General features: G+C 70.2%; 21 protein-coding genes. 13 read left to right on the top strand and 8 right to left on the bottom strand.

Going from position 1 to position 19,580, the window contains the following annotated elements; all coding sequences use genetic code 11:
* The coding region (locus QMK24_RS13340) for a DDE-type integrase/transposase/recombinase (protein ID WP_283465883.1) at positions 1 to 680 on the top strand (680 nt) is incomplete at its 5' end.
* On the opposite strand, the gene QMK24_RS13335 is transcribed toward QMK24_RS13340, so the two are convergent.
* Positions 675 to 1,709: a hypothetical protein gene (locus QMK24_RS13335; protein WP_283465882.1), complete on the bottom strand. Its 1,035-nt coding sequence runs from the start codon at positions 1,707 to 1,709 to the stop codon at positions 675 to 677. The genes QMK24_RS13340 and QMK24_RS13335 overlap by 6 nt on opposite strands.
* A 106-nt stretch (positions 1,710 to 1,815) precedes the next feature.
* Between QMK24_RS13335 and QMK24_RS13330 the strand changes: the two genes are divergently transcribed.
* Positions 1,816 to 2,094: a hypothetical protein gene (locus QMK24_RS13330; RefSeq protein WP_283465881.1), complete on the top strand. Its 279-nt coding sequence runs from the start codon at positions 1,816 to 1,818 to the stop codon at positions 2,092 to 2,094.
* Between the two features lie 150 nt (positions 2,095 to 2,244).
* Here QMK24_RS13330 and QMK24_RS13325 read toward each other — a convergent pair whose 3' ends face one another.
* Genes QMK24_RS13325 through QMK24_RS13315 form a run of 3 tightly spaced genes read right to left on the bottom strand, consistent with a single transcriptional unit; the run spans position 2,245 to position 4,671 of the window.
* Positions 2,245 to 2,943 (bottom strand): hypothetical protein, encoded by a 699-nt coding sequence (locus tag QMK24_RS13325; protein ID WP_283465879.1) that lies wholly within the window; start codon positions 2,941 to 2,943, stop codon positions 2,245 to 2,247.
* A gap of 46 nt (positions 2,944 to 2,989) precedes the next feature.
* Positions 2,990 to 3,976 carry a hypothetical protein gene (locus tag QMK24_RS13320; protein ID WP_283465878.1) on the bottom strand — a complete coding sequence of 329 codons (987 nt, stop codon included), beginning with the start codon at positions 3,974 to 3,976 and terminating at the stop codon, positions 2,990 to 2,992.
* A 32-nt stretch (positions 3,977 to 4,008) separates the two neighbouring features.
* Entirely contained in the window at positions 4,009 to 4,671 is a 663-nt protein-coding gene (locus QMK24_RS13315; RefSeq protein ID WP_283465876.1) for a hypothetical protein, read from the bottom strand.
* Between the two features lie 336 nt (positions 4,672 to 5,007).
* Between QMK24_RS13315 and QMK24_RS13310 the strand changes: the two genes are divergently transcribed.
* From QMK24_RS13310 to QMK24_RS13265, 10 genes are read left to right on the top strand one after another with little or no spacing between them, the layout of a single operon-like run.
* Entirely contained in the window at positions 5,008 to 5,736 is a 729-nt protein-coding gene (locus QMK24_RS13310; RefSeq protein WP_283465874.1) for a hypothetical protein, read from the top strand.
* A gap of 8 nt (positions 5,737 to 5,744) precedes the next feature.
* The gene (locus QMK24_RS13305) at positions 5,745 to 6,545 is read left to right on the top strand and encodes a hypothetical protein (protein ID WP_283465871.1); all 801 of its coding nucleotides are present in this window, start codon (positions 5,745 to 5,747) and stop codon (positions 6,543 to 6,545) included.
* Positions 6,546 to 6,603: 58 nt separating this feature from the next.
* Positions 6,604 to 7,911, top strand: coding sequence for a TadA family conjugal transfer-associated ATPase (locus QMK24_RS13300; RefSeq protein WP_283465870.1), 1,308 nt, complete (start codon positions 6,604 to 6,606; stop codon positions 7,909 to 7,911).
* A complete protein-coding gene (locus tag QMK24_RS13295; RefSeq protein WP_283465894.1) occupies positions 7,911 to 8,825 on the top strand; it encodes a type II secretion system F family protein in 915 nt (304 codons plus the stop codon). Before QMK24_RS13300 ends, QMK24_RS13295 begins: the two co-directional genes overlap by 1 nt.
* The gene (locus tag QMK24_RS13290) at positions 8,822 to 9,727 is read left to right on the top strand and encodes a type II secretion system F family protein (protein ID WP_283465869.1); all 906 of its coding nucleotides are present in this window, start codon (positions 8,822 to 8,824) and stop codon (positions 9,725 to 9,727) included. The genes QMK24_RS13295 and QMK24_RS13290 overlap by 4 nt, the downstream gene beginning before the upstream one ends.
* A 31-nt stretch (positions 9,728 to 9,758) precedes the next feature.
* On the top strand, positions 9,759 to 10,004 hold the full coding sequence (locus QMK24_RS13285) for a hypothetical protein (protein WP_283465867.1): 246 nt from the start codon (positions 9,759 to 9,761) through the stop codon (positions 10,002 to 10,004).
* A gap of 28 nt (positions 10,005 to 10,032) precedes the next feature.
* On the top strand, positions 10,033 to 10,503 hold the full coding sequence (locus QMK24_RS13280; protein ID WP_283465893.1) for a TadE/TadG family type IV pilus assembly protein: 471 nt from the start codon (positions 10,033 to 10,035) through the stop codon (positions 10,501 to 10,503).
* A 7-nt stretch (positions 10,504 to 10,510) separates the two neighbouring features.
* Positions 10,511 to 10,945, top strand: a complete 435-nt coding sequence (locus QMK24_RS13275) for a TadE/TadG family type IV pilus assembly protein (protein WP_283465866.1) — start codon at positions 10,511 to 10,513, stop codon at positions 10,943 to 10,945.
* Positions 10,946 to 10,950: 5 nt separating this feature from the next.
* Positions 10,951 to 11,430 carry a Tad domain-containing protein gene (locus QMK24_RS13270; protein ID WP_283465891.1) on the top strand — a complete coding sequence of 160 codons (480 nt, stop codon included), beginning with the start codon at positions 10,951 to 10,953 and terminating at the stop codon, positions 11,428 to 11,430.
* A 37-nt stretch (positions 11,431 to 11,467) separates the two neighbouring features.
* Positions 11,468 to 14,464, top strand: coding sequence for a BTAD domain-containing putative transcriptional regulator (locus QMK24_RS13265; RefSeq protein ID WP_283465864.1), 2,997 nt, complete (start codon positions 11,468 to 11,470; stop codon positions 14,462 to 14,464).
* 51 nt (positions 14,465 to 14,515) lie between these two features.
* Here QMK24_RS13265 and QMK24_RS13260 read toward each other — a convergent pair whose 3' ends face one another.
* From QMK24_RS13260 to QMK24_RS13245, 4 genes are all read right to left on the bottom strand, one after another.
* Positions 14,516 to 16,105, bottom strand: coding sequence for a transporter (locus QMK24_RS13260; protein WP_283465863.1), 1,590 nt, complete (start codon positions 16,103 to 16,105; stop codon positions 14,516 to 14,518).
* A complete protein-coding gene (locus tag QMK24_RS13255; protein ID WP_283465890.1) occupies positions 16,102 to 16,839 on the bottom strand; it encodes an ABC transporter ATP-binding protein in 738 nt (245 codons plus the stop codon). The genes QMK24_RS13260 and QMK24_RS13255 overlap by 4 nt, the downstream gene beginning before the upstream one ends.
* A gap of 237 nt (positions 16,840 to 17,076) precedes the next feature.
* Entirely contained in the window at positions 17,077 to 17,733 is a 657-nt protein-coding gene (locus QMK24_RS13250) for a bifunctional DNA primase/polymerase (RefSeq protein ID WP_283465862.1), read from the bottom strand.
* A 187-nt stretch (positions 17,734 to 17,920) separates the two neighbouring features.
* The gene (locus QMK24_RS13245; RefSeq protein WP_283465861.1) at positions 17,921 to 18,136 is read right to left on the bottom strand and encodes a hypothetical protein; all 216 of its coding nucleotides are present in this window, start codon (positions 18,134 to 18,136) and stop codon (positions 17,921 to 17,923) included.
* Between the two features lie 3 nt (positions 18,137 to 18,139).
* Here QMK24_RS13245 and QMK24_RS13240 point away from each other — a divergent pair, with 3 nt between their 5' ends.
* The gene (locus QMK24_RS13240; protein WP_283465860.1) at positions 18,140 to 19,522 is read left to right on the top strand and encodes an NsdA family TPR-like regulatory protein; all 1,383 of its coding nucleotides are present in this window, start codon (positions 18,140 to 18,142) and stop codon (positions 19,520 to 19,522) included.
* The last annotated feature ends 58 nt before the right edge of the window (positions 19,523 to 19,580 follow it).

The following is a 19,580-nucleotide window of genomic DNA, read 5'->3' as shown; positions in this document are numbered from 1 at the left end:
CCACCCATTGCGCCAAGACGGTGCCCGAGCTGGTCGCCACCGGCCCGTCGCAGGTGTTCACCTGGGACATCACCAAGGCTGCCGGACCGGTCAAGGGCATCTGGTATCACGCCTACGTCATCATCGATATCTTCAGCCGGTACATCGTCGGTCACACCGTCGAGGCGGCCGAATCAGCCACACGGGCCGAGGAGCTGATCCGCGAGACCATCACCCGCAACGGGATCGTGCCCGAGACCGTGCACGCGGATCGCGGCACGTCGATGACTTCCAAGAAGGTTTCCCAGCTGCTGATCGATCTGGGCGTCACGCGTTCGCACTCGCGGCCGAAGGTCTCCAATGACAACCCCTACAGCGAGGCCCAGTTCAAGACCACGAAGTACATGTCCGACTATCCCGAGCGCTTCGACTCCCTGGCCCATGCCCGCGAGTGGTTCGACGCCTTCATCACGTACTACAACCATGAGCACCGGCATTCGGGCATTGGCTGGCACACCCCCGCATCCGTCCATTTCGGGACCGCCGAGGAGGTCCGCGACCAGCGGGCCGTCACCCTCGCCCAGGCATACGCCCGCCACCCCGAACGCTTCGGCCGCCGCCCCCGACCACCCGAGATACCCCAGAAGGCATGGATCAACGACCCAGCCAAACGCCGGGAACCCACACCACAAACCTCATAGCGTCACGACCGTCTCACTGGACTTGAAATCTTCCGACTTGACCGGGTCGAACGTGAGACCGTCTTTGTCTGCCGCCCAGATGTCCGCTGTGGATACGCCATCCAGGCTCGCGATCGTGATGCCGTCAGCCGCGGCGAGCTTCGGTTTGGCCCCGGGCCCCAGTCCGTCGGTGAGGAGCATGAGGGTCATGGCTTCGGTGATGCTGGTGGCGCCGTCAAGGACGCCGGGGATGGCTCCGAGTACGGCTCTGACGTCCGCGTCGGTCTGGGAGTCGAGCTTGTCCCAGAACTGGTCCAATGGGTTGTCCTTGGGATCGATCCCAAAGATTTGGTCCAGGAGAGAGCCTTGGTCTTTCCTGGCCTGTTCCACGTCGGCGTCGGTGACACGGCGGGGTTTTGGCAGGTCGCCGTTGTAGTGGGCGTTGAGGATGCCGTAAGCGAGGGTGTCGAGGGCCTCGGACAGGTGTGCTTCGAGATCCTTACGGGGCCCGGTGAGGGAATCGCCAGCTTCCTTGGCCTTGCTGATCGCGGCGTCGAGCCGGGACTGGGCGGCGTCTGCCTTGCCCTGTTGCTGGATCTTGTTTCGCTCGGCCTGCTTGACCGCTTCTGACGTTTGGGCCTTCTGGTCCCGGTCAATCTCCTGGGTGTGGATGGTGACCATGCCCTGGGCGTTCAGGTGGTCGGCGTAGGCAATGCGGCCCTCGGCCAGGGCGGCGTCGGCGTGCTCCTGCGTAGGCGTGAGCTTGAGGCGGTATGCCTGGAGCGCATCAGTGGCGCGCCGGTAGCCGTCCCGCTCCCACGACACTTTGGTCGCCATCTCGCGCATCGTGTCGCGGACTGCGGTCGCGAACTCGCCTACGAAGTTCAAGGTGTTCAGGTCGCCGGAGAGGCTTGAGACGCGTCCGATCGCTGCGTCCATGTCGAACTGTCGGTCGGCGAAGTACTGCTCCCAGGCAAGGATGATGTGAAGGTCCCCTGGTGTCGGGTCGTCGTGCCGGTTGAGGATGTACCAATCGGTCGCCCTGCCCATCAGTCCCCCTTGACGGCGCATCATCCCAATGCGCTACAAAGGGAACAGTAGCGGTATCACGTCACACACGTCACTAGCGCCTGCGGCCACCACTGATGGGGAGAGAATGACCGAATCGCTCGTTGTCACCGAGGCAATCCTCAACGAGATCTACGGACGCATCACCTACCTCCTCCCCGCCCCGCCGACAGCACCGGCCGCGCCCACCGACGCCGAGATCGGCGACGCCAAGGCCAACAACACCCTCGGCCGCCTTGCCCTCTTCTCCGACCGACTCACCAAAGACCACGACGAAGCTATCCACGCTCTGCACAAAGCCATCGTTGGCGCGCGAGAACGCCTTATGGATGTCGACCGCGCCCTTGCTCGCGGCGGCCATGACTGACGATGGCGGAATCGGGCATGGTCGGCCGGCCGGCCGGGCTACGGCGTTGGCTTGACGACGGCCCGGATCGGCTGGGCATGCCCGGTGTATCGCTACGTTCGCGAGGTACTGCGGTCCTGGCGGCGCTGGAGGCCGGACCCGTGGGGGTGCTCAGGGGGCCGACCGTGAGCACTGACGCTGCGCACCGCGACCGAGGCGACGGATGAGGCGACTTGGCATTCCGTCGCGCCTTCCTTCACGTCGAAACTGAAAGTCTGCCAATCGCCGGAACTGGCCTTGGAGAGCATCAGCGACCAGAGCGAGTAATCCTGAGGGGACGGCGCGTTCTTCTGGACCTTTCCGGTCTTCAAGTCCTTGTCGTACCCCTCGCGCTGGTCTTCGCAGTACGTCACCTTTGCGGAGGTGCCGCTGACGATGACCGCCGACGCTTTGGAGTAGCGGTATGAGCCGGTGATGACCTTTCCATCTCTGCCGTACTTGATGATCGTGTCGGCGAACTCCGCGCCTTGGAGACCGGTGGAAGTACCGCTTGAAGTTCGGGGTTTCCTTGTCGGCGGCCGACGCCTCCGCCTCAAGGATGGCGGTGATGGCGTACGACGTGTCCCGGAGCGCGACCTTCTTCGTGGCATCGCTGCTCTCGAAGCCTTCGATCTTGACCTTGACGTCGGACGGCAGTTTGAAGGTCGGCGTGTCGGCCTCTGCCCCTGAGGCGTTCGGCGTGGCAGGGGTCGTTGCGGGGACGCCGGTGGCCTCGTCGGAGGCTGTGGAGTCGCTGCCGCCAGAGCCGGTCAGGACCATGGCCGTGGCCATGGTGAGGACAGCGGCGATGGGCAGCGTACTGCGGGTCACGATGGGATCCTTCATGTTCCGTCAGCGGCCTTCGCGGATGCGTAATTCAGCGGACGACCGCCTGGATCTCTTGAACGGTGACTGGGGTTGTTCTGTCGAATGTTCCGCTGGGGAGCACGTCGCCTGTGTTACCGCTCCCGCGCCATTCGACCTTCCAGGTCACTGTGGCCTTGAGCGGATATGCCCCGCCCGTTGAGGCGCGGCGGTAAGTCACGCCACAAGGCGGCGCTACGCCGTTGTCCCCGGTCTTGTACGGGGTGCCGATGCTGCCGTCCTTGTTTATCCCGCAGTCGCCGGACGCAGGGTAGAGATCGGCATCGCTGGTGCCTGCCTCCAGATGGAGGCCTATCGGGGTGGCCGTTGTGGTCGCCCACAGACCGAGGGCCGGCAGGCGGGCCGTGACGGAGACCGGCTTGAAGTCAGCCTTGTCCAGCCAGACCCAGGTGTTGAGGTTTACCTTCTGTGATCCGGCGGCAGGTGAGAGAGAGACATCCGTGTCGGGAACGCGGATCCGGTCATAGGCGGCTTTGGCCAGAATCTCGGGCGTGACGGCGATCCCCACATCAGGGATCGTGCCCTTCAGGACCCATGCAGAATGTTCCTGAAAGCACTTCAACGAGGCTGGATCGGCCTTGCGGTTGGGGTTGGCGACACCGTTCCACCACAGACCCTTGTCCGAGTTCGGGATCTCGAAATCGGTGTGTGGATGGCCATTGACGTAGAAATCCCGCTCCTGCTGTTCCCAAGCGTCGCCGGTCGACCCCAGGCCCCAGGTGTGCTCACGCTCCACCTTGAGTTGCTCGGCGGTGTACTGCGGTTCCAGCCAGCAGGCCGGTGGTGTCCAGCCGGTGGTGGCGGTGAGTGCGGCCCCCGGAGGCGGCGTCGCGGGTTCGAAGCGAATGGAACTTACACCAGCGGTGAGGTCCTGACCGTTGGTTCCGCCCGTGGTGCCGGGCGAAGGAACCTCATTCGCGGCGGCTGGACTCGTCAGGGCTGCTGGGAGGCTCAGAGACAACACCAGCGACGCACCCAAAGCCGCCTTGGTCAGCCGCCGACGACTCCTGCCTATCCCTTGCACTGGAGCGCCCCCTCGAGAACCGTGATTTTGGACGTCTGCCAGACGCCGTTGGAAGAACCGTCCTTGACCAGCAGCAGGTTGTACAGGACGTAGCTCTTGTCGTTGGCGGGACTACGTACGACCTCTCCTGTCTTCACCTTCTTGCTGAAGACCTTGCTCTGGTCCCGGCAGAATGTGAGGGTCGCGGAACCCGCCTTGAAGACATCGGCCTTCGCCTCGTAGTAGCGGTCGTCGCCGGTGGGTGCCCAGCCGCCGTCAATGTTCGCCTTGACCTGGTTATGTGCGTACACAAGGCCCTCGTTGCGCGAGTAGAACGCGTAGGCCGGGTCCTTGAGGTCGTTCTTGGCACTCGCACGCTTGATCGCACGGATGTACTGCTCGCCGTCGTTGAGGACACTGTCGCGAGCCGAGTCGCCGGTCTTCGGCCATGTGAAGACCATCTTGAGATCGCTGGGCAGGTCCGTGGGCGGACGCTTCACGGAATCGCCGGGCGTCGCGCTCGGGGTGGCCGGGGCCGTGGTTGCTGCTGTGGTCGGGATGCCGCTGATTTCGTTGGAGGGTTTGGAGTCGCTGCCGCAGGCGGTCAGGGCCAGGGCCGTGGCCAGGGTCAGGGCGACGGCGGTGGCGGTGGGCAGCGTGCTGCGGGTCACGATGGGGTCCCCCGTGTGGTGCGCGGACAGAGCATTGGGATCCGACGCTACCCGTGATGCCGGAGCGGTTACAGGGATCCCGCCCGTTCCGTGACCAGGTCCGCACGCCGAAGTCACATTCGCTGCGCAAGGCATACCGGGCTTGGCGTGATCACGGAGAGTTCTGTTGCGCTTCCGTGAGTCTCCTGTCACACGATGCGCCTTGAGGGTGTTTATGTGGCGCTGATAGCGTGCGGTGACTTGACACCGGCCCGCGGGCTGTCGCCGTCCGGAGCGCGACAACCTCTCCCCATGCAGCCAGGAGTCCAAGCACGCCAGCTCGACGGGGGCATTGACGTGAAGATCAGAGAACGTTCCGCTCCGGGTACCGGTGGCGGCAGGCCGTCCGCGCCCGCGCCGATGATGGGCGGCCCGACGGGTGAGCGGCTTCCGGTCGCCCCGCGGGAGCGGAAGCCGGCACTGGCCGCGCTCGCCGTGCTGCTCATCCTCGTTGGAGCGCTCGGTGCGACGGTGCTCGTCATGCGGGCCGGGAATCGCATTTCCGCGATCGAGGTCACGCAGACGGTGCCGGCGGGCGAGGCCATTCCGGCTTCGGCGATCAGAGAAGTGATGGTCGCCGATGGTTCGGATATCAAATATGTGGACTGGGCGGCCAAGGACGATCTGCGGAACTACCGGGCCGCAACGGACCTCGTCGGCGGGACCGTTCTCGTCAAGCAAATGCTGAGCAGCGCGGACAGCCAGCTGAAAGCGGGCACCGCGGTCATCGGCCTTTCCCTCAAGCGCGGACAATTCCCCGACGGGCTGCGGGTCGGCGACGCGGTCGCCGTTTACCGCGTGGGCAGTGACGCGGCGAAGTCCGCGAACAGCGCCACCGGCTCCGGGACGACGCTGCTCACGAGCAAGGCCAAGGTCAAGGCCGTGCCGGGCGGCGGGGGCGACGGGATCAGCAGTGGCGACAGCGCGTACTCGATCATCGTCGACCAGAGCGACGCCGGCCCGCTGACGCTGGCCGCGTCCGCCGGCGAGGTCTCGCTGGTGCTCGTTCCCGCCAACAAGGGCTGAGGCCCGCCATGGCACTTATCGCCATCGCGGCGGACAAGGGTTCGCCGGGAGTGACCACGGCGACCGTCGCGCTCGCCGCCGTATGGCCGCGCCGCGCGCTGCTCGTGGAGGCGGACCCGTCGGGCGGTGACCTCGTCTACCGCAGCCCGGCCGCGCACGGCGGCATGCTCGACCCGAACACCGGGATGCTGTCGCTGGCCGCCACCGCCCGCCGCGGGCTGGCGGCCGAACAGTTGTGGGATCACGCGCAGCCGCTCTCCGGCGGCCTCGATGTCGTCGTCGGCCTCGGCAGTTCCGAGCAGGCGGCCGGACTGGTCGGCCTGTGGCCGACGCTGGGCCGGGCCTTCGCGACGCTCGCCGAGTCGCCCAACGGCGCGGCCGACGTCATCGCCGACTGCGGCCGGATCGGCGCCGATTCGCCCTCGCTCGAGCTGTTCGCGCACGCCTCGCTCGTCCTGCTGGTGTCCCGTACCGAGCCCGAGCAGCTGGCCCGGGTACGGGACCGCGCCGCCGCGCTCTCCGCCAAGCTGCATGGTTCGCAGCGGGGCGCGGCCGCGCTCGGCTACCCGCCGATCGGCGTGCTGCTCGTCACCGAACCGGGACAGAGCGCGCGAATCGTCAGCCAGGTCAACGACATGCTCGTCGCCTCCCAGATCGCCGCCCGCGTCGTCGGCACCCTCGCGCACGACCCGGCGGGCGCCGAGCAGCTGGCCGGCCGCCGCCGCGGCCGCCTCGACAAGTCGCTGCTGATCCGTTCCGCCCGGCAGATCACCGCCGATGTGCCGCACCGGTACGGGGTCCTGCGATGAGTGAGCGAATTGAGCGAAGCGAGCGGACAGCGGGACCCGAGCTGAGCGAGGCTTCGCGATGAGCGCGATGGACCACACGCTCGTCAAGCGGTTCCGGCAGGACGCGGGCGACCGCATATCCGAGCAGCGCCGCCTCGACCAGGCGTCGGGCGTTCCCGCGATGTCGCCAGAGGACGAGCGGCAGTTCGCCCGCGCCGTCATCGGGCAGATCCTGGAGGACTACGCGCGCGCCGAGATCAACCTCGGTCGTACCCCGCCCAACGCGGAGACCGAGGAGGCGTACGCGGCGGCCGTGCACGCCGCGCTGTTCGGCGTCGGCAGGCTCCAGCCGCTGCTGGACGACCCGGCGGTCGAGAACATCGACATCAACGGCTGCGACCAGGTCTTCGTCGGCTACTCGGACGGCCGCGAGCTGCAGGCCGACCCCGTCGCGGAGTCCGACGAGGAACTCATCGAGCTGATCCAGGTGCTCGGCGCGTACTCCGGCCTGTCGTCGCGCCCCTTCGACTCGGCGAATCCGCAGCTCGACCTCCGGCTCCCGGACGGCTCGCGGCTGTCCGCCGTCATGGACGTCACGCGACGCCCCGCGCTGTCCATCCGCCGGGCCCGGCTCGGCAAGGTCTTCCTCTCCGACCTGGTCGGCAACAACACCCTCACCCCGGAGCTGCACTCGTTCCTGAGCGCCGCCGTGCTGGCCCGCAAGAACATCATGATCGCGGGGGCCACCAACGCCGGCAAGACGACGCTGCTGCGCGCGCTCGCGAACGTCATCGGCCCGACCGAGCGCCTGATCACCGTGGAACGGGCCCTGGAGCTCGGCCTCGACCAGTTCCCCGAACTCCACCCGAACGTCGTGGCGTTCGAGGAACGGCTGCCCAACTCCGAGGGCCAGGGCATGATCTCGATGGCCGAGCTGGTGCGGCGGTCGCTGCGTATGAACCCGTCGCGCGTCATCGTCGGTGAGGTACTCGGCGACGAGATCGTCACCATGCTCAACGCCATGTCGCAGGGCAACGACGGCTCGCTGTCCACGATCCACGCCAACAGCTCCGCCGAGGTCTTCAACCGCATCTCCACCTACGCCCTCCAGGCGAAGGAACGGCTGCCCGTCGAGGCCTCCCAGATGCTCGTTGCGGGCGCCATCGACTTCGTCGTCTTCGTCCAGCGGCGCAACGACTTCGAACGCGGCGGCACCCTGCGCCGCGTCGTCACCTCCATCAGGGAGGTCAACGGCATCGACGGCCGCGTCCTGTCCAGCGAGGTCTTCGCCGAGGGCAGGGACGGGCGGGCCTACCCGCACGCGCCCCTGTCCTGCCTGGACGAACTCCTCGCCAACGGCTACCAGCCCTCGGGGGTGTGGCAATGATGACCGGCGTCTTCTCCCTGCCCGTGCTGTACGGACTGCTGGCCGGCACTGCCGTCGGCGGCGGTATCGCGCTGTTCATCGTCGCGCTGCGCGGCTGGGCGCCCAAGCCCGGCGCGGCAGGCAAGGACAACAGCAAGCGCGCCGCGGAACTGGCCCGGTTCCTGTCCACCCGCGGCTCGCTGGCCATCGGCGGCGGCCTCGTCGTCCTGGCCCTGACCCGGTGGGTGGTCATGGGCGCCGCCACCGGCATCCTCGTCTTCACCTGGGACCGCCTCTTCGGCGGCGCCGCCGAGGAACGCGCCGCCATGAAGCGGGTCGAGGCGCTCGCCGCCTGGACCGAATCGCTGCGCGACACCATCGCGGGCGCCGTCGGCCTGGAGCAGGCCATACCGGCCTCCGCGCGGGCCGCCGCACCGGCGCTCCGTACCCACCTGGAGTCGCTCGTCGACCGCCTCCGGTCCCGTACGCCCCTGCCGGAGGCGCTCCAGCACCTGGCCGACGAGATCGACGACGCCTCCGCCGACATCATCATCGCAGCCCTCATCCTCAACTCCCGGCTGCGCGGCCCCGGTCTGCGCGAAGTCCTTGGCGCCCTCGCCAAGTCGGCCCGCGAGGAAGTCGACATGCGCCAGCGCGTCATGGCCCAGCGCGCGAGCACCCGGCGCAGTGTGCAGATCGTCATCGCGGTGTCGGTGCTGTTCGTCCTGGGCCTGGCCATCTTCAACCGCGGCTTCGTCGAGCCCTACGGGACGCCTATCGGCCAGCTGGTGCTGGCCTGCGTGTGCGCCCTGTTCGCCGCAGGCTTCTGGTGGCTGCGCAAGCTCTCCAGCATCGAGACCCCGGAGCGCTTCCTCACTCAGGACCCGCAGCTGCAATCGCAGCGGCGTGAACGACAGGAGGCGGGCATCCGATGAACAACCTTCCGCTCACCATCCTGTTCGGAGCCCTGGCCGGGCTCGGGATCTTCGCCCTCGTCCGCGCCCTCACACCGAACAAGCGCGGTGCGGTCGCCACCGTCGCCCAGATCGACGCGCTGCGGGCGGCCGGCCCGGCCGGCGGCCCGGCACCGCGCGCCATCGACGCCAAGGGGCGCATCGGCCAGCGTGTCGCCGCCTTCTACCTCCAGCGGGGCTGGGAACAGCGCTCGCTCCGGGCCGACCTCGCGGTCCTGGACCGCAGCTGGGAAGCCTTCCTCGCGACCAAGGTGCTGCTGTCGGCCGTCGGCCTGGTCTTCGGCCCGCTGCTCTTCGGCATCGCCTGGCAGCTCGGCCTCGGCAGCAATCCGATCATCCCGGTCTGGCTCGCGCTGGCCTTCGGCGGGCTGTTCTTCTTCCTGCCCGACCTGGAGGTCCGCCGCGACGCCGTCGACAAGCGCCGCGACCTGCGGCGGGTCATCGGCGCGTACCTCAACCTCGTCTCCATGAACCTCGCGGGCGGCCGCGGTCTGCCCGAGGCGCTCATGGCCGCCGCCGACATCAGCGACGGCTGGGCGCTGCTGCGCATCCGCAACACCCTCGCGGACGCCCGCATCACCGGCACGAGCCAGTGGGTCGCCCTGGGGCGGCTCGGCGAGGACCTCGGCATCGAGGAACTGCAGGATCTGTCCACCACCCTCGCTCTGGTGGCGGACGACGGCGCGAAGATCCGGGAATCCCTGGCTTCCCGCGCCGAGACGATGCGCCACCGCGAACTCTCGGAGATCGAGGGCGCGGCGGGTGAGAAGTCGCAATCCATGATCGTGGCGCAGCTGCTGCTGTGCGCGGGCTTCCTGGTCTTCCTGATCTTTCCCGCGGCAATGCGCGTCTTCCAGGTCTGACCGTCATCACCTACTGAGAGGACATCCGCTCATGAACCGACTGCAGAACAGCCATCCGGCGATCGACTTCCTTGTCACCTTCCTGCAAGGGCGCGTGCGGCGTGCCCGGTCGGAGGAGACGTCGCGCGGCGCTTCCGCCGTGGAGTGGGTCATCATCTCGGCGGTCGTCGTCGCGATCGTCGGCGTGGTGGCCGCGATCATCAACACCGCACTCACCGACGGTGCCAACAAGGTCAAGACGTGCATCGACGGCGCCAAGGCGGCCGGCACCTGCTAGCCCAGCCGACCGTATCCACCACAGGATGATGAGACGACGCCTCGAAGCCCTCGTACGCCGCCGGCTGCAAGCCGCCAGCGGCGACAGCGGTGTGGGCAAGCGTGCCGCGGACGACCGCGGTATGACCGCGATCGAGTTCGTCTTCCTCACCCCGGTCCTCTTCTTCATGATCTTCGCGACCGTGCAGTTCGGGCTGTACTTCTTCGCCGACCATGTCGCGCAGGCCGCCGCGCAGGCGGGCGCCCGCGAGGCGCGGGCCGAGGCGGACGCGAATCCCGACGGCTGGAGGGCGAAGGCGGTCTCGAAGGCGGACAGCTACATCCAGCAGCTCGGGCCGCAGTTGCTCACCAACAAGACGGTGGAGACCATCAGGCCAGATCCGAACAACGTCGGCGTCCACATCCGCGCCGAGGTTCCCCAGGTCTTCCCGGGGCTGCACTTCACCGTGGACGCCCTGTCGCAGGGGCCTGTTGAGCGTTTCGTGCCGGACGGGGGCTGAGAGCCGTATGCGCGCCTGGCTGAGAACCCGCGCTCAACGAACGGGTGACGAGGGCGTCTCCACCATCGAGGTGGTGATCCTCGCTCCGGTGATGTTCCTGTTCATCCTGGTGCTGGTCGCCTTCGGGCAGATGGTCGACGGCCGCGGTGGGGTCGACGGCGCTGCACGTGACGCGGCTCGCGCCGGATCCCTTCAGCGCGATTCGGGAAGCGCGATGCGTGAGGCCAAGGCCGCCGCTGAGGCGGATCTGACGGGCACCTGCGTGGAAGGGAGCGTCAGGGTGGCGACGAGACCGGAGAACGACTTCAGACCCGGCCGTCTCTTCGCCATCGACGTCACCTGCGAGGTACGCGGACTGGCGATGCTGGGGCTCAACATCAAGACCACGATGACCGGTTCGGCGGCGTCGCCCCTCGACCCGTATCGGAGGATGGTGCAGTGAGCGCGATGAGTGCGCTGCGGGAGCGCGTCGCCGCCTGCCGGGCCGCGTTCCGTACCGACACCGACCGGGGTTCCGGCGCGGCGGCAGTGATCATCTTCGCGTTCCTGTTCCTCGCACTGGCCGGGTTCGTCGTCGACGGCGGCCTGTCGATCTCGCAGCGCGAGCGCGCCGCGGACATCGCCGAGCAGGCGGCCCGTTATGCCGCTCAGGACCTCGACGTGGAGGCTCTTCGCAACGCACCGGCGGGTACGAAGCCGCAGATCAATTTCAAGAACTGCGATACGCGCGTCAGGGAGTTCGCCGCCGCCGCCGGTCTCACCGGGGGCGCCCTCAAGTCCATGAAGTGCTCCGTGGCGACCGCCGACCGTATCGAGGTCAACGTCGACCTCACGTACACCCCCATCCTGAGTGGCTTCTTCTACAGCGAGCCGCTCACGGCCCACGGCACCGCGGCCGCCGAACCGGCCACCGGCCCCGCGAACTGACCAAGCCCAGTACCACCGAAGGCAGAGGAACGAGCCCATGGCACGCACGTCCGCCAGCCGGCGACCGGCCCAACCGGCCCGGCCGCAGCCGCCACGGCGGCGCCGTACGTTCGGGGACTTCGTCCGCGCGCTCGTGGCGTTCCTCGCGCTCTCCGTTCTGCTGGCGGGTGTGCCGGGCGCGCTGCTGTACTTCATCGGCTCGCCGCTGCCGCACGACTGGAACATGGCGGTCCTGCGGGAGCCGATCACGGCCGACACGTTCATCAGCGTGCTGGCGGTCGTGGTCTGGCTGGCGTGGGCGCAGTTCACGGCGTGCGTGCTCGTGGAGACCAAAGCCGCGATCTCCGGGATCGGGATGCCGTCGCGGGTGCCCGCGTCCGGGCCGAGCCAGTTGCTGGCGCGCCAGTTGATCGCGGCGCTGCTGCTGATCGGCGCGAGCGCCGCCAGCCTCACGCCGGGGCTCGCGCAGCTCGGCAACCTCCACGACCAGCCGCACCGGGGCGGTCCTGCCGTGACCGCCCGGCAGACGCCCGGCCAGGTGCAGCAGCACCAGCAGGCCGCAGCCGCCGCGCAGCAGCATCAGGGGGGCGGCCCGGCCGCCACGACGGTGACGCCGGGAGCCGTGGCCGCCGCGGAGGCGGGCGACAAGGCGACGAAGTTCTACCGGATCCAGCCGCCCGAGGGCCGGCACCACGACTCGCTGTGGGAGATCGCCGAACGCCATCTCGGCGACGGCCGCCGCTACAACGAGGTCTACCAGCTCAACAAGGACAGGGCGCAGCCCGACGGTTCGAAGCTGTCCAAGGCGAGCCTCATCCGGCCCGGCTGGATCATGGAGATGCCGGCCGACGCGCGCGGCGGCGATCTCGTCGAGATGCCCGTCGCGGCGCCGAAGACCGCCCCTGACGTGAAGCATTACGCGGAGCGCGGCGGGAGCAAGGACACGACGGCCGAGGGCGCGCACGCGGCGCATGCCGCACCCGCCGCTCCGGCCCAGACCCCGGCCCAGGCTCCTACGCAAACGCCCGCCCAGACCCCGGCCCAGCAGCCCGCCCAGCAGCCCGCGCACGCCGAGTCGGTCCCGGCCGCACCCTCAGGTCCCGCCGCGGCAGCCGTCACCGCGGGGCCGCAGTCCGAGTCCCATGGCTTCGGCCACGGATTCGGCCTCCCCGAAGCCCTCATCGGAGCCCCGCTGCTGGCAGCCGGACTGCTCGCGGCCCTGGGCAGGCGCCGCCGTACGGTGCTCTGGCAGTCCGTCACCGCGGGCGCCCTCCGGACCCCCCGCACCCCCACCGGGCCCGAGGCCGACGCCGCCGACGCGCTGAGGATCGGCGCGGACGCCGACACCGTCACGTTCCTCGACCGCGCGCTGCGCGCCCTGTCGGCGCGGCTCGCCTCCGACGGAACGCAGCTGCCGACGGTCTACGCGGCCTGGCTCACCGACGAGGCCCTGCACCTCCAGCTCGCCTGGCCCGAGGGCCAGCCGCCCGCGCCGTGGCAGCTCGGCCAGGACCAGACGTTCTGGCGCCTGGACCGTTCCGATCTGCTCCCCGACGCGGACGTCTCCGCCAGCGCCCCGTACCCGGGCCTGGCGGCCCTCGGCACCCTCGACGGCGCGCGGCTGATGCTCAACCTCGAGGCGGTGCCCGGCATCGTGTCGCTGACCGGCGCGCGCGCCGACCGCGAGGCGGTGCTCGCCTCCGTCGCGTCCGAACTCGCCACCAACGGCTGGTCGGACCGGATGACGGTGACACTCGTGGGCTTCGCCGAGGACCTCACGGCCCTCGCCCCGGCCCGCATCCGGCATCTCGCGGACGTGCCCGAGGTCATCGAGACGATGTCCGCCGAGACCGCGCAGCGCTCGGGCGCCCTGCGTACCGCAGGCCAGGACAGCGTTCTCACCGGCAGGACCGGCAACTCCCAGCACACCCAGCGCGCCCCGCATCTTGTCCTGATCGCCGTCGAGCCCACCGAGGAGGAGGCCGACCGGCTCGCCGAACTCGCCGCCGGCTCGGGCCGGCTGGGCATCGGCTACCTCGTCGCGTCCGGCCGCGCCGACCTGCCGGGCGCCGCCTGGGAGCTCGAAGTGACCCCCGCGGGCCGTCTGCTGGCCCCGCTGCTGGGCCTGGACCTGGAAGCGCAGCTGCTCCCGGCCGCCCAGTACGAGGCGATCCTGCGGCTGTTCGCGGCGGCCGACCCGGACCGCGAACCGTCCGCCGTCCTCCCGCCGTTCATGGTCGACCTCACCGACCAGGGCCGCCCCGGGGTGTACGCGCGCCTCCTCGGACCGTTCGAACTCATCGGCCTCGAAACCCCCGAGGCCGGCCGCAGCCTGCTCCTCCACGAGGCGCTGGCGCTGCTGCTCCTGCACCGCGAGGGCGTCCACCCGCGCGTGCTGGCCTCCGCGCTCTGGCCGCGCGGTGTCACCGACGACGTCCGCGACGCGCTCATCGGCCGGCTGCGCGACTGGCTCGGCACCGACCCCGGCGGCTCGTCCCGGCTGTCCTCCGACGCCACCGGCCGCCTCGTCCTGTCCCGCACGGTCGTCTCCGACTGGGACGTCCTGCAGACCCTCCACCACGCGGCCTCCGAAGGCCCCGGCGCCAACGACCCGCAGACCCGCCGCCGCCTCCTGACCGACGCCCTGGCGCTGGCCCGCGGCTCCCTCCTGGAGGACCGCACGCCCGGCCGCTACGGCTGGCTCGCCCACGAAATCGTCGACGCCCAGCACCCGGTCCTCGTCGCCGAGGTCGCCCTCGCCCTGTCCGGCCTCCACCTCGACGCGGGCAAGCCCAAGGCCGCCGTCGCCGCCGTACAGGCCGCCCTGGCCGTCACCGGCTCCGACGAACGCCTCTGGCTGGCCCTCCTCCGCGCCACCCAGGCCACCGGCGACCCCGCCCGCCTCGAAGCCGCCGCCGAGTCCCTCCTGGTCCGAAACCAAGCCCTCAACGGCTCCCCCCGCGGCCTCCCGCCCCGTGTAGAAGCCCTCCTCGACGAACTCCTCCCCACCTGGCGCGGCAGCATCGCCAACTGACCTTCGGGAGCCCGATCCCTGCGGAAGCCGGCCCCGCTCAGCCCGCCCCGGTCAGCCCTTCGCCACCGCCGACAGGATTTCCGGGAGGCGGTTGAGGAGGCGGGGGGCGGTGAGGTGGAGGGAGGCGGCGGAGAGGGCGATCGCGTAGAGGGCGCCTGCGGGGAGGAGGAGCCAGAGGTAGGCGTGGTGGTCGGCGACGTGGAGGTAGACGGTGAGGCCGACGAGGGGGAGGCAGCAGGCCGCGCCCGTGAGGCCGCCGCCGAAGAGGCTGATGGCGGCTAGGCCGCCCTGGCCGGGGGCCGAGCTGCCGAACGGGTTGTCCTGGGGGAGGGCGTAGGGGAAGCGGACGCTGGCGAAGGCGCCGGCGGCGATGAGGGCGCCCAGGAGGGCGAAGGACAGGCCGAGGGTCTCGGGGATGGCGTCGGGGCGGCCGAGGAGGAGTGACGCGCCGATCGTGACGACCGTGACGTACGGGACGGCGACGGTGGACAGCGCCAGCGCGCGGGCGCGCAGTTCCGCGTGGGCGTCGGCGCGGGTGGAGATGGTGGAGGCGACGGTCCAGAACGCGGAGCCGTCGACACCGAATTGGTTGTACATCTGCATGCCGAGCAGCCCTGCGGCCCAGCAGGCCGAGTAGATGCTGCCGTGCTGCACGGCGGCGACGATCGGCAGCAGGAGTCCGACGGCGAGCGCCGTCGCCCAGGCCGCCTTGGAGCGCGGGTCGCGCCAGGCGTAGCGGAACTGGCGCTCCATGACGGTGCCGGCGCGGCCGGCGGGCAGCAGCGCGGCGAGCCGGCCGCCGCCGGAGCCGGCTTCCTTCTCGGCGGCCTGGAGGGTGGAGGCGTCGGGGGAGACCATCAGCCGGTACAGACTGTGGTGCCACCAGCGGATGACGAGGGCCAGGACGGCGGCGACGTAGCCGAGTTCGAGGACGGCGAGCCCGTACGAGCCCTCGGCGGCGGCGCGTACCGCGTCGATCGCGGGGGCGGGCGGCAGCCAGCGCAGTACGGAGGCGATGGACTTGACCCGTGCCAGGCCGTCCGAGGAGGCGAGCGAACTGGCGCCGAGGTTGACGAGCTGCGCGCCGACCGCGACGAACAGGCCGCTGAGCAGCGCGAGGTCGCGGCCCTTGCGGCTGGTGAGCAGCCGGGTGTTGGCGGCGGCGACGGCGCGCGACAGCGCCACGCACAGCAGGAGTACGAGGGCGACGGCGACGACCGAGACCACCAGGGAGGCCGCGTTGCCCGCCAGCGCGGCCACCGCGCCCGCCGTCACGATGATCGTGAAGACCGGGCCGACGCCCAGCAGTGAGGACACCAGCAGGGCGGCGATCAGCGGCCGCGGGCGCAGCGGCAGCATCGCGAGGCGGGTGGGGTCGAGGGTGTCGTCGCCGCCGAAGAGGAACAGCGGCATGACGGCCCAGCCGAGGATGAGGACGACGGCCAGCCCGACCGCGGCCGCGGGCGCGTACTGGCTGTCGCGCAGCGCGATCATGCCGACGCCCATGCCGATCCCGTACAGCATCGCGAAGACGACGCCGACGATCCAGCCGATGGTGCGGCCGGTGGACTGCCGCAGTCCGTTGCGGACGATGGAGAGCTTGAGGCGGATGAAGACCGGGGTGACGGACGGTGCGCTCATCGTGCGCCGCCCAGCCAGTCGAGATCCTGGCCACCGCGTTCCGTGGCGCCGACGAGCGACAGGAAGGCGTCCTGCAGGGTGGCGGCTTCGCCTCGTACGTCGGCGAGCGGACCCTGGGCGACGATCCGGCCGGCGGCCATCACCGCGACCCAGTCGCAGAGGCTCTCCACCAGTTCCATGACGTGGGAGGAGAAGACGACGGTGGCGCCCGACCGGGTGTACCGCTCCAGGACGCCCCGGATGACCTGTGCCGATACCGGGTCGACGCCCTCGAAGGGCTCGTCGAGGAAGAGCACTTCGGGGTTGTGGAGCAGGGCGGCGGCCAGGCCGATCTTCTTGCGCATACCGGTCGAGTAGTCGACGACCAGCTTGTTCTGCGCGGCGGCGAGGTCGAGGACGTCGAGCAGCTGCGCGGCGCGCTTGTCGACCTCGGCGCCGGGCAGACCGCGCAGCCGGCCGGTGTAGGCGAGGAGTTCACGGCCCGACAGCCGCTCGAAGAGCCGCAGTCCTTCGGGGAGCACGCCGATACGGGACTTCACGGCGACGGGGTCGGTCCAGACGTCATGGCCGGTGATCTCGACGGTGCCGTCGTCGGGGCGGAGCAGCCCGGTGACCATGGACAGGGTGGTGGTCTTGCCGGCGCCGTTCGGGCCGACGAGGCCGATGAACCGGCCGGCCGGCAGTTCGAGGTTGATGCCGGCCACGGCCACCTGCTCGCCGAAGCTCTTCCACAGGTTGTGGACACTGACCGCGTAGCCCTGATCCGGTGCGTTCTCGCCCTGCCCGCTCGCGTCCCGTGCGCCCTGATCGGGTGTTCCCTGATCGGGAGCCCCCGGCTCGAATGTCTTCGGCACGTTGCGCCGTCCTTCCCCGTGGTGACCGCTGATCCACGGGAAGCGTAGTTCGTCCTCCAACGCCGGACGGGCTGAATTCAGCCCATCCGGCGTTGGAACAGCGCGGCCGGACAGGCCCTAGCGGGCCCGGCTCGCCGCCGCTTCGCGACCGCACGCGTACGCCAGCGGGCTCAGCAGCTCCTCGACGTCCGGCAGCCACCGGTTGAGGGCGGTGGGCTGCCGTGCCCACTGCACGGAGCCGCCGGTGCCGGTGCGGGTGGGCGGGGAGGGGACGAAGTCGCCCTCGCCGCGGACGATGAGGTCCAGGGAGGCGGGCGGCCAGCCGAGTTTGCGCAGCAGGTCGGGGACCTTGACCGTCGCGCCGGGCAGTACGAGGAAGATCAGCCGCCGGTTGGGGGTGCAGAGCACCGGGCCCAGCGGCAGGTCCATCCGTTCCATGCGGGCGAGCGCGAGGCAGCCGGCCACCTCGGGGACGTCGATCGCGTCGAAGGTGCGTCCGGTCGGCAGCAGGATCGAGGCACGCGGTTCCCTGGCCCACATCCGGCGCACCGCGACGGCGCTGCCGCTGGCCTGGGTCGCCCAGTCGGGACGGGTCGGGTGCGCGCCGGGCGCAGGGCAGGCGGGGGAGTCGCACGAGCAGCGCGATGCGCCGCCGGCGTCGTCCTCCAGCCAGGAGCCGGGCAGCACGTCCCAGTGCCGCTCCTCCGCGTATCGGACCGCTGTGTCGAGCAGTTGGCCGGTGAGCTGCTGCGGGGCTCCGATGGTGTCTTCCACGCGCTGCACAACTACGCCCGTCACCAAGGGTTACGGGGTGGGCCCGCGGCTCATGGCGGGCGCACGGATGCACGGCCGGGGGCGCGTGCGAGAACGCGGCCCCGGATACGGGTAGTCCCTGGTGGGTGCGCTGGCACACCCCGCAGAAGGATTCCGGAAGAAATGCTGTGAAAACGGCGAATTCACATCATGTGCGGTGGGCATTGATCTCCTCATCGAAGATCACCACCGTCACCGCGATCACCACCGTCACCGCGATCACCGCGATCACCACCACGATCACGACCACGATCACCGTGATCACCGCGATCACCACCACGATCACGACCACGATCACCAGGGTCACCAGGGGGAAGCGGGACCACGGGCGGATGTCCGCGGTCCCGCGATGAAGGAGGGTCACGACATGGCCGCACGACCACTGGTGGCGCGGCAGCCGAACGAACGGCTGCAGGCGCTCATCCAGGAAGCCGGCTGCTCCAACGCCGGGCTGGCCCGCCGGGTCAACATGTGCGGGGCCGAGCACGGCCTCGACCTGCGCTACGACAAGACGTCCGTCGCCCGCTGGCTGCGCGGCCAGCAGCCGCGCGGCCGGGCACCCGCCATCATCTCCGAGGCGCTGGGCCGCAAGCTCGGCCGCGCCGTCTCGATCGACGAGATCGGCATGGCCAACGGCAAGAACCTGGCCACCGGCATCGGGCTGCACTTCTCCCCGACCGTCCTCGGCGCGATCGAGCAGGTCTGCGAGCTGTGGCGCAGCGACGTCGGACGCCGTGACTTCCTCACCGGATCGACGGTGGCCGCCTCGGCCCTCGTCGAACCCAGCCGCGACTGGCTGATCACCCGCACCGACGGCGCCGTCGCCCGGGCCGGCGGCTCGCGGGTCGGCAAGGCGGACGTGGAGGCCGTGCGGGCCACGACCAAGGCGCTCATCGACCTGGACCACCGCTTCGGCAGCGGCCATGTGCGGCCGGTTGTCGTGCACTACCTCAACAGCGTCGTGTCGGGCCTGCTCTCCGGCTCGTACCGCGAGGCGACCGGGCGTCAGCTCTTCGCCTCCGTCGCGCGGTTGACGGAACTGGCCGGGTACATGGCCGTCGACACCGGGCAACCGGGGCTCGCGCAGCGCTACTACATCCAGGCGCTACGGCTCGCGCAGGCCGCCGGCGACCGCGGCTACGGCGGATACGTGCTGGCCGCGGGCATGAGCCACCTCGCCGAGACGCTCGGCAACCCGCGGGAGATCGCGCAGCTCGCGCGTGCCGCGCAGGAAGGCGCGCGCGGGCAGGTCACCCCCACCGCACAGGCGATGTTCTACGCCGCGGAGGCCCGCGGACACGCGCTGCTCGGCGATGCCCGTACGTTCGCCCAGGTCGCGGGGCAGGCGGTCGACGCGCTCGACCACTCCAACCCGGACGACGATCCCGACTGGATCGCCCACTTCGACCAGGCCTATCTCGCCGACGAGTTGGCGCACGGCCACCGCGATCTGGGCCAGGCCGCCCCGGCCGCCCGGCGCGCGGAGGAGTCCCTCGCGGGCCATCCCCCGACGCGGGTGCGCCGCCGTGCGATCGGCCTGCTGCTCCTGGCGGATGCCCAGGTCCAGCAGCGCGAGATCGAGCAGGCCTGCCACACCGGTGCCGAGGCGGTCTCCCTGCTGACGGGACTGCGCTCCAATCGCGGCGCCGAATACCTCGACGACTTCCGCCGCCGCCTCGAACCGTACGGAGCGGAGCCCGCGGTACGGGAGTTCGGCGCCCACCTCCAGGAGCAGGAGGCGGCGGCCTAGCCCGCCCCGTACGGCCGTTTACGTACGGCTGCCCCGTGCGGACGTTAACGTACGGCAG

Origin of the sequence: Streptomyces sp. PH10-H1 (assembly GCF_030063355.1) — a bacterium.
Classification (GTDB): domain Bacteria; phylum Actinomycetota; class Actinomycetes; order Streptomycetales; family Streptomycetaceae; genus Actinacidiphila.
The sequence above is the reverse complement of the archived record's forward strand: the minus strand, read 5'-3'. Positions and strand labels throughout refer to the sequence as shown.